Here is a 14,250-nt window from a genome sequence, read left to right as displayed (position 1 = left end):
GGCAGGATATGAAGGATATATGCTGGTAGAGGCAGAGCAGGACCCTGCAAAAGCCAATCCGCTTAAGTATGCCATCAAGGCAAGAAAATTCATTGCTGAGAAGACAGGCTTATAAAATTGTTACCTCTATGGTATGTCAGCAGAGAAAATACAAAGCGTGTTCTCTGCTGCAGATAATTGAAAATATTGAAAACAGCCGAAGGTACCGGTTCCGGATGGAGCCTGTGCCTTCGGCTGTTTTGTATAAAAAAACACATTGCTTTTATGCCAGGTGGACAGAGATGTCGTATTCCCGGCAGTAATCCTCATATTCCTCCGCCAGCGGCCGGTCCGTGATAATATGCTGCACTTCGTTCAGACGGCAGTAAGTCATAAGTGCAAACTTGCCGAATTTGGTGTGGTCTGAGAGCAGGCAGCGTGTCTGGCTGTTCTGAATGACCGCTTTTTTAACCGCATACTCTTCCGCGGAGGCATTTGTCAGGCCGTTTTCAATGGTCACGCCTGTGGAGGCCATGAACGCTTTGGTTATATTGAAGGTCCGCAGATATCCCGGAATCTCACTTCCTACAAAGGAGAGGGTGTCCCTGTTCAGGATTCCCGGCAGGGAAATAACCTGGAGATTGGGATAAGGGACTGCGCGGATATAAATCTGCAGGCTGTTTGTTATGATCGTGCAGTTTAAATGGGACAGGGAATCCACCATATTGAGGCAGGTAGTTCCCGTATCAATATAGATCACATCCCCGTTCTCCACAAAGGAGGCAGCTTTTTTTGATATGGCATCTTTTTCTGCGCTCAGCACAGTATGGCGCTGTTCATAGGGCAGCAGACGTGTATCTGAGGCCTGCTGCGTGCTGACCACGCCGCCGTATACCTTTTCTACAGTACCCTTTTTCACAAGATCATCAATATCCCTTCGGATCGTGTTTTTAGATACATTAAATTTTTCGCACAGGGTATCCAGGGACACGGATTTTTCCTGTTCAATGAAAGTCTCTATTAAATCAATTCGTTTTGTACGCATAAAAATATCCTTTCCCGGTAGTCTGTAACCATTCAGACAAGCTGACCTGTCTGAGCGGTTACGGAGGTCTGGCATCGCGCGGCACAGGGCCTGCAGTAAGCGGTTTCCAATATGTTTTGGTATAAGTATAGTATATTTTGGGTAAATTGTGAAGGGCTTAATGAAATAAATACAAAAAATCATCAAAAACTATTGACTAAGTACCCAAAAGGTGATACTTTAAATGCAAAGAGATAACCAATATATAACAAAGAGTTTATCAAAAGAGGAAGGAAAGCTATCATGACAGGAAAAGCAAATTCTAAAACAAAATATCTGATACTGATATTTGGTGCCTTTGCAGTATTTTTTACAGGGTATCCCCATATCTGGTCCATTTACCAGCCCTACGCCATGGAACTGACAGGCTGGAGCCAGAGTCAGGCGTCCATGTGTTTCTACCTGTACTTTGTCACATTTGTGCTGGGTAATATTTTCGGAGGACGTATCCAGGATAAATACAGCCCCAGGATCGCGGTGATCTGCGGCGGAGGAATATTTACCGTGAGTGTTTTGTTATGCGCACTGGCGCTTCGTCCGTCACCTCTGATGATGTATTTTACATATGGAATTTTACAGGGATTCGGACAGGGTATGATCTATACGAGCATTATCTCTACCGCGCAGAAATGGTTCCCGGGAAGAACCGGTTTTGCATCCGGGGTGATCGTTACAGCCAATGGATTGTTCGGATTTTTCATGGCACCGTTTTCAAGAGCGCTGCTTTCCAGCCAGGGAATCAAAGTTACCTTCCTTGTGATCGGTGTTATGATAGGAATCTCCTGGATCTTCGCAAGCATTTTCATTAAAAATCCGGAGAATGCCAATAAGGCCGGGGGGAATATAATTCACAGATATGATGGAAAACAATATTCCTCCATGGAAATGATCAAGACAAAGAAATTTTACTTTCTTCTGGCAACCATGCTGTTCGGGCTGATACCATACCTGATCTTGTCACCGCTGTCCCAGACAGTCCAGATGGACAGGGGAATCGCATCCACAGTGGCAGTGGCAGCAGTCATGGCAGGCTCTGTGTTCAATGCGGGAACACGTCTGGCACTTCCCACAGCAGCGGATAAAGTGGGCAGGATCATCTGCCTGAAGGTGGTTTTAGTGGTGGCAGCAGCAGCTATGATTCTCCTGGTGATCGCACCGGCAGCAGTCACAACCGTCTGTGTGGTTCTCGTATACGCATGCTACGGCGGTATCATGGGAAGTTTCCCTTCACTGACCAGCAACATTTTCGGCATGGAGCATTCCGGTGAGAATTACGGCTATGTAATGCTGGGAATCGCGGTTGCCACTTTAGGGGCACCGGCGATCACAAACACAGTCCTGGGACGTGGATATGACATCAACGTGGTATTTACCATCGGAGCAGTATGCGCAGCGATTTCCTTCCTGTTCCTGCTTCTTCTGGAGAGAGAAATAAAAAGGGAAAAATGCAGCCGGTCAAAGATCACATCGCCAAAAGCGATCCAAGGAAATTGAACCGATAACTATTCAGCCAGCTGAATAGTTACGGGTATTCGCCCATTAAAAATCGCTTCGCGATGGGGCGAATACCTGCCGCCACTACTCTTTTGCACGGTCAGCGCAGTAAATGCGCAGACCTGACTGAACAGTTACCTGAACCGATACAAATAAAGAATGAGATAAAGGAGAAAAATCATTATGGCACTGGTAAAAATGAAAACATTACTGGAAAACGCAGCAAAAAACAACAGGGGATGCGGTGCATTCAGTGTAGGCAATATGGAAATGGTAAAAGGAGCCATCCGGGCAGCAGAGGAGCTTGATACTCCTATCATCTTACAGATTGCAGAAGTGCGTCTGAAACATTCCCCCCTTGACCTGATGGGCCCTATGATGGTGCAGGCGGCAAAATCAGCTAAGGTGGATGTGGCAGTGCATCTGGACCACGGCCTTACTTTTGAGACGGTTCAGAGAGCGCTGGAGCTTGGTTTTACATCCGTAATGCTGGATGCCTCCACACTTCCTTTTGAAGAAAACATTGCAAATACCAGAAAAGTTGTGGGACTGGCAGCAGAGTACGGCGCTACAGTGGAGGCCGAACTGGGCCTGGTAGGCGGCAGTGAGGACGGAAGCTGTGACCATGGTATCCGCTGTACTGACCCGGATGACGCCAAAGTGTTTGCAGAGAAGACAGGCATTGACGCCCTTGCCGTGGCGATCGGCAACGCGCATGGAAATTATCCGGTGGCTCCGAAGCTGGCCTTTGATGTGCTGGAGCAGATACATAATAAAGTGGATATTCCCCTGGTGCTTCACGGCGGCAGCGGCATCACGGATTCTGATTTCCAGAGAGCAATCTCCCTTGGTATCAGGAAAGTAAACATTGCGACTGCAAGCTTTAACTGCCTGACAAAGAAAGTGGAGGAGTACATTGCCTCAGAGGGAAAACACAATTACTTTGACCTGAACGAGGCTATGGTGCAGGGGACATATGAGAATGTAAAACGTCATATTCTGGTATTCAACACACCATACGAATGCCTGTCTGAAAATTCATTCCGGGCACAGTAAGAACAATGACCGGACAGCAGTGTACGCTGCTGTCCGGTATTTTAAAACAAAAATGGGGGAATAGTGGTTTACATAAAGCAGTAACAAAGGGAGCGAGGGAGAGATTATGAGAGAGAATAAAACCAGTGCAAAGACAAAATATCTGATACTGATCTTCGGTGCCTTTGCCATATTTTTTACAGGGTATCCGCATATATGGTCCATATACCAGCCCTACGCCATGGAGCTGACAGGCTGGAGCCAGAGTCAGGCCAGTATGGGATTCTATTTAAGCTTTCTGGCATTTGTACCGGGAAATATTATCGGGGGAAGGATTCAGGACAGATCAAACCCCAGGATCGTGGTGGCTGTGGGAGGCGGGATATTCGCGGCGGGGATTCTGCTGTCCGCCTTTTCCATGCGGCAGTCACCGGTTATGCTGTATCTGACATATGGGATCATGCAGGGATTTGGGCAGGGCATGATATATACCACCATTATATCCACTGCCCAGAAATGGTTTCCTGACAGGACAGGCTTTGCGTCAGGGGTTATCGTGACAGCAAACGGCCTCTGCGGATTTTTTCTGGCTCCGCTTTCCAGAGTGCTGCTGGCAGAGCGGGGCATTCAGTTTACCCTGCTGACGATCGGTTCCGTACTGGCGCTGGCCTGGATACTGGCAAGCATTTTTATCAGAAATCCGGAGAAACGGAATCTTGGATCTGGCGGAGGAAAAGAGTCTGCTGCTGCGCTCTATGAGGGACGCCAGTATTCATCAGGGGAGATGCTGCGGACAAAGAAATTCTATTATTTGCTGGCAGTCATGCTGTTTGGGCTGATCCCCTATCTGATCCTTTCGCCTCTGTCCCAGACCGTCCAGATGGACAGGGGCATAGCCTCAGGCATAGCCGTCACTTCGGTCATGGCGGGGTCTGTCTGCAACGCGGCTGCCAGGCTTCTTCTGCCTACTGCCGCAGATAAGGTGGGGCGTACCATCTGTCTGAAAGGGGTATTGGCTTTCATAGTCCTTGCCATGGTCCTTCTGATCACAGCTCCGGCACCGATGGCTACGGTGTGCGTGGTGCTGATGTATGCCTGCTACGGCGGCATTATGGGAAGTTTTCCCTCCCTGGCAAGTTCTATTTTCGGTATGAAGCATTCCGGGGAGAATTACGGGTATGTCATGTTTGGAATTATTGTGGCAACCTTAAGCGCCCCTGCTGTCACCAATTCCGTGCTGGGTGCAGGCATGGATATCAATGTGGTATTTGCCATAGGTGCGCTGTGCGGGGCTGCGGCTCTTGGATTTTTACTGCTTCTTGAGAGAGAGTTAAAGAAAGAGACCGCTGTGCAGATACAGCCGGAAATAGAATAAAGACAGAGTGAAAAAGGTCCGGTTTATATTCCGGGCCTTTTCTGTGTTCTGTATTCCTTGGGGGTCATGCCTGTATATTCCCGAAAGACCTTGTTAAAATAAGAGGGGGAGGAGAAACCCACAAATTCAGAAATTTTATTGATGCTCAGATTGGAGGTGATGAGCATCTTTTTTGCGTTGTCAATCCTGATCTGTATGATGGCCTTGTTTGGGGTGATTCCGTATTCCCTTTTCAGGCACCGTATGATATGTACCGGATGAAAATTAAAATAATCTGCTATACTTTCCAGGGTAAGCTGTGTGTGGAAATTCCGAAGGATGTATTCCATAATATTAGCAGCCAGAAGTTCTGAGGAGTTACGCTGGGGCTGAAACACCTGTACAAAGCTCAGAAGCCGGAAAAACAGCTCCTGGCATTCCAGAGGTGATAAAAGTGCCTGGTCCTGGGTCTCTTTCTGCTGGTATTTGTCTATGTTGGCAGATATTAATTTCGAGAATATGGATGTAAATTCACTGCTCTCCAGCGGTGTCATTTTTTTATAAAGGGGGAGTGTAAGTGTGCTCTTCCGATCCGTATATGTACTCAGTGATTTCCGCTCTTCTTTCACCAGATGAAATTCTTCGGAGTAATGATATTCTCCCACACTTCTGAAATGAAGCCAGTCAAATTTTGTTTTCTCCGTCACCTTTTTGTGTCCGTAATGGGTGGAATCCGGTTTTAAAATAATCAGTTCGTTTTCCCTGAGATGATACGAGGCGTCTCCGTCTGTAATATAAAGTTCTCCGTATTCGATAAAGATCAGATCAAAGATCCCAATGTTGCTGCGTCTCCCGTGTGCGTCCCCGGGGCGGTAGAGGGCAGACCCTGCAATGATGAAGTGCGGGTAAGGGGGAGTAGAAAAGTTCACATATTCCATGACGGCCTCCTGTCTTATATGTTCATATTTTAATATGATTATAAACGGATATTTGCTGTAAATCAACTAAAAATTAGAAAATATATTTCGTTATATGTTAAATTATTACAATTTTATACTGTTAATATTTTACTATTTTAGGTAAAGAATATGAATTTACTTATAGAAAAAGCTTTTGTATAATATACCCAAGATATCGGCCCGATACCACGTAAAACATATCAAAATGCATAATGATGCAGAAGTTGAGGTCTGCGTCCAAGGAGGAAAATTATGAAAACAGGAAACATGAAGAAATGGGCAGCTCTTTCCATGACATCTCTTATGGCAGTTTCCATGCTGGCAGGCTGCGGCGGTGACAGGAATTCCGGTGAGAAAAAAGACAAGGAGACAGCTTCCGAAAAGTCGGAGATCGTTGTGTGGACACGTGATTCCACAGTAGCGGCTGTAAAAAGCGCTGCGGAAAAATACAATGAGCAGAACGAAAACGTGGAAGTAAAAGTAGTGGAGCAGCCCGCATCCCAGATGGCAGACCAGCTCTCCCTGGCGCTGTCCTCAGGCGAGGCGCCGGATATTGTCTCCCTGGACTGCACAAAGGTTCCCTACTTTGCATCTATAGGAGCCTTTGCTGATATTTCTGATAAGTACGAGGCTCTGGATTATAAGGATACCTTCAGTGAAGGTATGATAAAGTCAGGACAGCTTGAAGGCAAGACTTATGCAGTGCCCTTTGCGCCGGACGTTTCCGTACTTCTGTACAACAAAGACCATTATCAGGAGGCCGGTCTTGACCCGGAAACACCGCCCAAGACCTGGGATGAGCTGATCGCTGATTCCCAGAAACTGACCACAGCGGACCGATACGGCTATGTCTATGCCGGAGGTGACGCGGGGGGCCATATGTTTACCTTCATGCCCTATGTATGGAACAACGGAGGGGAAGTGCTCTCAGAAGACGGGAAGACATGTGAGCTGGATTCCGAAAATGCAGTCGCAGCCCTTTCCATGTTCAATGATCTGACAAATACCTATAAAGTAACGCCTCCCAGTGTTACCACATACTCCTGGAATGAGGCACAGGATGCATTCCTCACAGGAAAAGCCAGCCAGGTAGTGCTGGGCAGTGCAGCTATTTATTCTTTCATAAGCGGTGAACACGATGATATGAACTGGGGCGCCTGCCTTCTTCCAAAGGGACCGGAGGGCACAGAGTATGCGTCTTTCTCCGGCGGGGATTCCATCGGCATTACCTCCCAGTGCAAAGATGTGGACGCAGCCTGGGAATTCATACAGTTTGGCCTGTCAAAGGAAGTACAGGTGGACGAGCTGGCAAAAGGCGGTCTGCTCCCTGCAAGAAGTGATTTCTTTGACAACGAATATTTCAATGATACACCGGAATACCAGGTGCTGAAAGAGGCGCTGGAGGTAGGACATACCCCGGTATCTCTGAAATACGATGAGATGTATGTGCCCATTCTGGAGGCTATGCAGACCTGTCTGAACGGGGAGAAGACACCGGAACAGGCATTTGGGGATGCTGCGGAGGCTATCAATAAAATTATGCAGTGACAACAAGAGGGGGCCTGCCTGCAGGCGCCCCTCCATAAAGTAAGGAGAAACTGATGAAGAGAAGACATAAAAAGAAAATACCGCTGGTATCCTATTTGTTCATACTCCCGGCACTGATATTGAATCTCATGTTTTTTGTATTTCCATTTCTCCAGTCACTGCTCATGTCATTTTACGACTGGCCGGTGCTGGGGGAGAAAACGTTTGTCTTTCTGGATAATTATATAAAACTGTTTCAGGATGCCCAGTTTTGGAATTCATTGCTGTTCACCATGAAATACGCGGTCTTTGTGACCCCGTGCCTGTTTATTCTGGCTTTTATCCTGGCACTTCTGATCAATGGGGCATTTAAGGGTGTGAATTTGTTCCGTTCCCTGTATTTTGCTCCGGTGGTCATATCCATGACATGCTGCAGTATGGTATGGCTCTGGATCTACAATGATCTGTACGGTGTGCTGAATTACCTTCTCCAGACACTGGGGATCATACAGGACCCTATCCTGTGGATGAATTCGGCTAAGACATCCCTGCCCGCCGTGATATTTATGGTCACCTGGAAGATGGCGGGATTTTCCATGCTGATCATTCTGGCGGCATTCCAGTCCGTAGATGAACAGATCTACGAGGCTGCAAGTGTGGATGGGGCCAATAAAGTAAAGCAGTTTTTCAGGATCACTCTGCCGATCATCAAGCCGCATGCGGCTCTGGCACTGATTTTGTCGGTCATCGGCTCCGTACTGGCATTTGAGCAGTTCCTGATCATGACAAAAGGCGGTCCTGCGCAGGATACCACAACCATTGTCCATTACATATACAATACGTCATTTAAGTATTTTAAGATGGGATATGGATCTGCCATGACAATGATTCTGCTGCTTGTGCTCGGTGTTCTGAGTTATTTTGAAAATAAGGTCCTGCAGGACCCCACGAAATAGAGGAGAAAGTATGAAGAGAGTGACGAAAAAAACTTGGATGAATACAGTTCTGGCAGTCATCTTTTTCCTGCCGCTGTACTGGACGGTGGTGACGTCTCTGAAGGACAAGACAGAGATATACGGAACACCGCCCACATTGATTCCAAAGCATCCGACCCTGGCTAATTATATCAAGATATTTACCCTGGATGATGGTCTGTACAGAGGATATCTGCTGAATTCCTTTGTCATTACCGCGATCACGATTTTACTGGTGGTCTTTGTCAGCGTGCTGGCCGGGTATGGGTTCTCAAAGCTGCAGTTAAAGGGAAAGGGTCTTTTCATGGCCTGTATTCTGGCGGCGATCATGATCCCTTTCCAGGCACTGCTGAATCCGCTGTACTCCATCATGTCAAAGCTGCATCTTTTAAATACGATTCCGAGTATGGTGCTGATCTACGCCACCTTCCAGTCACCGTTCTGTATTTATATGATGAAAAACGCCTTTGACATGGTGCCGGACAGTCTGCTGGAGTCTGCAAAACTGGACGGTGCGGGGGCGTTCTCCGTGTTTTCCAACATATGTCTGCCGCTGACCTGGTCATCTGTGGCGACCATTGCCGTTTATGCGGCGTATACCACATGGAACGACTATCTGATCGCGCTGGTATTTGCCAACAGTAATTCCATTAAGACGTTCAATGTGGGACTTACCAATCTGGCGATCGGCCAGTACGGTACGGACTGGGGACTTCTGACATCCAGTTCCATTATAGGCCTGATGCCTATCCTGATCCTGTTCGTATTCCTGCAGAAATATTTTATCAAGGGAATGCTGAGCGGAGCACTAAAATAAAAGGCACCCTGGAGGAACTATTATGAGCAATAAAAATGAGAAAAGATTACATACATTTTCCATCCCGGAAGTGAAACCGGAGGGATGGCTGAAACGACAGCTGGAAATTCAGATGCAGGGACTTACGGGAAAACTGTTTGACATCTGGGACAGTGTGGGCAGTTATTCCGGCTGGCTGGGCGGTACAGGAGAAAATTGGGAGAGAGCGCCTTACTACCTGGACGGGCTTCTGCCGCTCTCCTGTTATCTGGAGGACAAAGAACACTGGGACATTGCCTGCAGGTTTGTGGAATGGACTCTGGGCAGCCAGGATGAGGAGGGAAACTTCGGTCCTGTAGCCAGTAAGGAGGACTACTGGTCCAGATTTGTCATGCTGAAGGTCCTGATCCAATACTATGAGATTAAAAAAGACAGCAGGGTACTTCCGTTTTTTGACAGGTATTTTCAGTATCTATATAAAAAGATACCCCAGGTGCCTATGAAACAGTGGTCAAGCGCCAGAATAGGGGATTTGCTGTACTGTATCCAGTGGTACTGCGAACGGGAAGAGAGAAGCTATATTCCGGCGCTTGTGGAAATGCTCAGGAAACAGGCTCTTGACTGGGTGGATATTTTTGCTGATTTTCCTTTTACAAGGCCTGCGGGTTATTATTATGACTGGAATAAGGAATACAGCCATTTTTCATGGGAAGATTATCATGACACTATGAAATACCACGCAAACCATATCGTAAATGTGACCATGGGATTTAAATACCCTGCAATGCTGTCCTATTTCTTCGATGACCTGGACTATGAGGCAGTTTCACTGGCAGGGATGGAGAGTGCTGATAAATATCACGGGGTCGCAAGCGGTGCCGTCAACGGGGATGAGCATTTAAGCGGAAACAATCCCTCCCAGGGAGCAGAACTCTGCTCAATAGTGGAATATATGTTCAGCCTGCAGACCATGCTGGAGGCCTTCGGACTTCCCTGTTTTGCGGATAAAATGGAGCGTCTTGCCTACAATGCGCTGCCGGCTACCATTACAGAGGATTTCATGGCACATCAGTATGTGCAGCAGGCAAATCAGGTGCTTGTGAGCAAAGCAAAGCGGAACTGGTTCAATAACAATGAGGAATCCAATATGTTCGGTCTGGAACCGAATTTCGGCTGCTGTACAGCGAACATGCATCAGGGATGGCCGAAATTCGTGAAGAGCCTGTGGTACAGGGAAAGTGACTCGGAAGTGGTCTCTATGGTATTTGCCCCCTGCAGGCTGGAGACGGAGGCTGAGGGAAAGAAACTGTGTATCAGGGAGGAGACAGAGTATCCTTTTAAAGAAAAAATCACGTACCATGTGGAGGAGGCTTCCCATGACGGGCTGGAATTTAAGATCAGGATCCCGGGATGGTGCAGTGCCTGTAAAATATACAAGAACGGAATCTGTGTCAAAGAAGTGAAGAACAGAGAAAAGACAGGAGATGTGGTATCTGTCTGCAGAGGAATCCGTACAGGGGACAAGATCGAAGCGGAGTTTTCCATGGAGATTGAAACATCTCATTGGTTCCATAACAGCGTGGCAGTTGAGAGAGGCCCCCTGGTGTATGCGCTGGACATGAAGGAGAGATGGGAGGCAGTCAGAGAAGTGGCAGGTGTCAGAGATTATGAGGTCTACCCTGAAAGTGACTGGAATTATGCACTGGAAGAGAATCCTTCCTTTGAAATGCAGGCAGGCCGTGTGGGAGTGGTCCCGTTTTCCAAGGAGCACCCTCCAATCCGCCTGAAGACCAGGGGACGCAGACTTGATTCCTGGAAATTGGAGGATAACAGCGCAGGGACGCTTCCCGTCAGTCCGATCAGTCCGGACGGGACAGAGGAGGAAATCACCCTGATCCCTTATGGCTGTACCAAGCTGAGGGTCACACAATTTCCATGGTACAAAAAAGAGGATAAGTAAATGCACCTCAGAGAGAAACTGAAATTCTACGCAGAGAAATTTTCCGCCCGGGATGATGAGCCTCATGGACAGGAAATTGACAACAAACACGCCGCGGTCTGGATGGGGGAGCACATCCCCCTGCTGGACTGTCAGGACCCGGTCCTTGAGGAAATCTATTATTTCCGCTGGTGGGTCTACCGGAAACATATCAAAAAGACCCCGGAAGGCTATATCCTCACAGAATTTCTTCCCCAAGTTCCCTGGTCAGGGCCCTATAACGGCATATCCTGCGCGGCAGGCCATCATCTTATGGAAGGGCGCTGGCTACGGGGCAGTGATACATATCTGAGGGATTACTGTGTGTACTGGTTTCTGGGAAGCGGCAGGGAGCATGAACAGGATTACAGCAACTGGCTGATTCACGCTGTTTACCGGTTCACCAGGACAACCGGAAATTATGATCTGGCATCAGAGCTGTTTCCCTATATGGAAGACAGTTATAAAAGGTGGAAGATAAGAAGTCTGCACAGATGCGGATTGTTCTGGTCTTCAGACAACAGGGACGGTATGGAATATTCAGCAGGCGGGAACGGCATTCGGCTCACCTTAAATTCCTATATGGCAGCAGCAGCCTCTGCCCTCTCTCGGATAGCAGGGTGGAAGGGGGACAAATCCGCTGAGGTAAGATATCGGCGAGAGGCAGAATCCATCTGGCGCAGAATACAGACCATGCTCTGGAGGCCGGAACTGAACTTCTACAGGGGAATCCGGGTGCAGGAGAAAACAGGGACGCCGGGAGAGATGGCGGAGATGGACGAGATAACCGGCTATCTCCCCTGGTATTTTGGGCTGCCTTTTCAGTTTGAGGGGGATGCGCAGGTAAAGCGCATGGGGGCTGCTTTTTCCAGGCTTTTTGACCGGGAATGCTTTTATGCACCCTATGGGCCGTCCACCTGCAGCCGGTATCCCGGGTTCCTGGAAAAAAAGGCTGTGCATCCCTGTCTGTGGAATGGCTGGTCCTGGCCTTTTTCTACATCGCAGACTTTGACGGCAGCAGCAGAGTATCTGCAGAAGAACCGGGAGAAAAGAGGAAATACCGAATTTGGAAGAAGAGAATACGGGGAACTGCTCCTTTTGTATGCCGGTTCTCATTACAGAACAGACAGGTACGGCAGAAAGTCCTGCTGGATCGATGAAAATCTCCATCCCGACACCGGAGAGTGGGAGGCGCGCAGGTTTTTGAAGGAACAGGGATTTCCGCAGGAAGCAGGGGGATACGAGAGGGGAAAGGATTACAATCATTCAACCTTCTGTGACCTGATCATCAGCGGCGCGGCGGGGATCCATATGTATGAGGACGGGAGGCTTACGGTGACACCTCTTTTGGACCATAGATGGAAGTATTTCAAACTGGAGGATGTTCCGGCAGGCGGTCATCTTGTGACGATCCAATATGATAAAACGGGGGAGCGATATGGCAGCGGGCCGGGGTTTCAGATATACGCGGACGGCAGACTGCAGGCGGGATTTGATTCTGTACCGGAATCTGTCACCTGTATTTTATAATAGAAAATAATGGAAGGTAGAATAAGGCGGAAGGAACGCATCACCTGCGTTCCTTCCGCCTTATTTTTCCTCTTCTTCTCTCTCCATAAAATCTCTGTGTTCTTCCTCCAGCTCTTTTACAAGATGTGCGAATGTCCAGAAGCAGTTCTGGGATGTGAGGACTGCTTTTAAGGCAACGGATGGAAGTTCCCCGTTCTTCATCATGCGAAGAAGGTGGTTCAGGTTATCGTCAGTGAAATTGCACATAACCATAACATCCACAGGAATAGAAGGAAGGTTTTCCAGCACGGATATTTTCCGCTGCGGAAAGCCTTTGATTTTGGCCAGATATCCCACAGTCTGAAGCACATTCTGCGGGAGAATGGGAGTAAAGTCGAATCCCATTCGGCGTGCTGCTTTTTCCAACACTTTTCCTTTTTCCGTCTGCCCATTGTTATAGTATAAGATATTGGGTCTGCGAATCATAACAATCCCTCCAGGCAGTTTTCATATTTTCATCATATACTATAAGTTATGAATTTTCAACGGGGTTCTTACATCTTTTGTAAATATTAAGGAAGCAGATAAAAGGCTCCGTTTGAGGGAATCATAAGGAGCAATTTACGAAAACATAAGAAGATGATAGAATAAGAGGAGTAAAAAAAGAGGATGGAGAGATGCCAAATGAATGGACTGGAGAAGTATGAAAAAATCCTGAAACAGAGCTGTCTGTTCCGGCAAAAGGACGCAGAGGAGCTGCAGGAACTGGGCAGGCTTCTTGGGGGAAAGATACAGGATTACGGAAAAGGGCAGCAGTTACTGCATGAGGGAGACACGATCGGACAGCTCGGAATCGTGCTGGAGGGGGAAGTGCGGATCGTCCGGATCGATATGGATGGAAATGAAAGGCTTTTTCAGAAACTGATTCCCTCCTATATGCTGGGGGCTGATATTGTCTGCACGCCCAGCCGTCAAAGCCCATATTCCGCTTACTGCAGCCAGGATACAAAAGTGTGGTTTTTTGACTGGATGCCGGGACATGAAAAATGGGAGGAGGAGCTGGAACGGAGACTGATGGAATTTATAGCCAACGAAAACGTCAGAAAATTTTACAGGATTGATATCCTCTCCACAAAAAGTGTGCGCAGAAGGGTACTGAAATACCTGCGCATACAATGCCGGAAGACAGGGAGTAATACGGTGGAGATTCCCTATTCCAGGGAGGAACTGGCAAATTATCTGTGTGTAAACCGCAGCGTGCTCTCCGACGAACTGGGCAGAATGCAGGAGGAGGGAATCATCACCTTCCGCAAAAACCGTTTTACACTCTGCAAAGGGGGGTCGTGACGCCCGGTTAACGGAATCCCTGCCGCCGCTGCCTTTCGGCACGGTCGGCGCAGGAGTTTCTTCCTATAATAAGCAGGTGAGAAAGCAAACTGTGAAAATATATAAGAAACAGGGAAGAAATACGGCTGTATCCGTAAAAATGGCCGAGAAAAACCACATATAACAATTTTGCATGGTAAAGTAGTAACAAGAAAGAACTTTAAATTTCCATAAT

12 protein-coding genes and 1 pseudogene are annotated in these 14,250 nt (G+C 47.7%); 10 read left to right on the top strand and 3 right to left on the bottom strand.

The window, feature by feature from the left end:
- Nucleotides 1-115, top strand: a pseudogene (locus tag V8Q34_RS19375) (myo-inosose-2 dehydratase); the annotation flags it as partial.
- 147 nt (nt 116-262) lie between these two features.
- Here V8Q34_RS19375 and V8Q34_RS19370 read toward each other — a convergent pair.
- Entirely contained in the window at nt 263-1,024 is a 762-nt protein-coding gene (locus tag V8Q34_RS19370) for a DeoR/GlpR family DNA-binding transcription regulator (protein WP_033144203.1), read from the bottom strand.
- 282 nt (nt 1,025-1,306) lie between these two features.
- On the opposite strand from V8Q34_RS19370, the gene V8Q34_RS19365 reads away from it, so the two are divergent.
- From V8Q34_RS19365 to V8Q34_RS19355, 3 genes are all read left to right on the top strand, one after another.
- A complete protein-coding gene (locus V8Q34_RS19365; RefSeq protein ID WP_335836152.1) occupies nt 1,307-2,557 on the top strand; it encodes an MFS transporter in 1,251 nt (416 codons plus the stop codon).
- A 183-nt stretch (nt 2,558-2,740) separates the two neighbouring features.
- Nucleotides 2,741-3,613, top strand: a complete 873-nt coding sequence (locus V8Q34_RS19360) for a class II fructose-bisphosphate aldolase (RefSeq protein ID WP_335836151.1) — start codon at nt 2,741-2,743, stop codon at nt 3,611-3,613.
- Nucleotides 3,614-3,719: 106 nt separating this feature from the next.
- A complete protein-coding gene (locus V8Q34_RS19355; protein ID WP_335836150.1) occupies nt 3,720-4,967 on the top strand; it encodes an MFS transporter in 1,248 nt (415 codons plus the stop codon).
- A 23-nt stretch (nt 4,968-4,990) separates the two neighbouring features.
- Here the strand turns inward: V8Q34_RS19355 and V8Q34_RS19350 are convergent, their stop codons facing one another.
- The gene (locus V8Q34_RS19350; protein WP_335836149.1) at nt 4,991-5,884 is read right to left on the bottom strand and encodes an AraC family transcriptional regulator; all 894 of its coding nucleotides are present in this window, start codon (nt 5,882-5,884) and stop codon (nt 4,991-4,993) included.
- Nucleotides 5,885-6,157: 273 nt separating this feature from the next.
- Here V8Q34_RS19350 and V8Q34_RS19345 point away from each other — a divergent pair, with 273 nt between their 5' ends.
- From V8Q34_RS19345 to V8Q34_RS19325, 5 genes are read left to right on the top strand one after another with little or no spacing between them, the layout of a single operon-like run.
- Nucleotides 6,158-7,453 (top strand): ABC transporter substrate-binding protein, encoded by a 1,296-nt coding sequence (locus tag V8Q34_RS19345; RefSeq protein ID WP_033143090.1) that lies wholly within the window; start codon nt 6,158-6,160, stop codon nt 7,451-7,453.
- 53 nt (nt 7,454-7,506) lie between these two features.
- Complete coding sequence (locus V8Q34_RS19340; RefSeq protein ID WP_033143091.1) at nt 7,507-8,388, top strand: carbohydrate ABC transporter permease; 882 nt, start codon at nt 7,507-7,509, stop codon at nt 8,386-8,388.
- A 10-nt stretch (nt 8,389-8,398) separates the two neighbouring features.
- A complete protein-coding gene (locus V8Q34_RS19335) occupies nt 8,399-9,223 on the top strand; it encodes a carbohydrate ABC transporter permease (RefSeq protein ID WP_103731813.1) in 825 nt (274 codons plus the stop codon).
- A 22-nt stretch (nt 9,224-9,245) separates the two neighbouring features.
- A complete protein-coding gene (locus tag V8Q34_RS19330; protein ID WP_148392397.1) occupies nt 9,246-11,162 on the top strand; it encodes a beta-L-arabinofuranosidase domain-containing protein in 1,917 nt (638 codons plus the stop codon).
- Complete coding sequence (locus V8Q34_RS19325; RefSeq protein ID WP_227211937.1) at nt 11,163-12,710, top strand: MGH1-like glycoside hydrolase domain-containing protein; 1,548 nt, start codon at nt 11,163-11,165, stop codon at nt 12,708-12,710.
- A 60-nt stretch (nt 12,711-12,770) separates the two neighbouring features.
- Here the strand turns inward: V8Q34_RS19325 and V8Q34_RS19320 are convergent, their stop codons facing one another.
- Nucleotides 12,771-13,175 (bottom strand): DUF3783 domain-containing protein, encoded by a 405-nt coding sequence (locus V8Q34_RS19320; RefSeq protein ID WP_052099662.1) that lies wholly within the window; start codon nt 13,173-13,175, stop codon nt 12,771-12,773.
- A gap of 198 nt (nt 13,176-13,373) precedes the next feature.
- On the opposite strand from V8Q34_RS19320, the gene V8Q34_RS19315 reads away from it, so the two are divergent.
- On the top strand, nt 13,374-14,036 hold the full coding sequence (locus tag V8Q34_RS19315) for a Crp/Fnr family transcriptional regulator (protein WP_158587375.1): 663 nt from the start codon (nt 13,374-13,376) through the stop codon (nt 14,034-14,036).
- Nucleotides 14,037-14,250 lie beyond the last annotated feature (214 nt).

This window comes from Blautia sp. JLR.GB0024, assembly GCF_037000545.1.
GTDB lineage: Bacteria > Bacillota > Clostridia > Lachnospirales > Lachnospiraceae > Blautia > Blautia celeris.
This window is presented reverse-complemented; position numbering and strand designations above follow the sequence as displayed.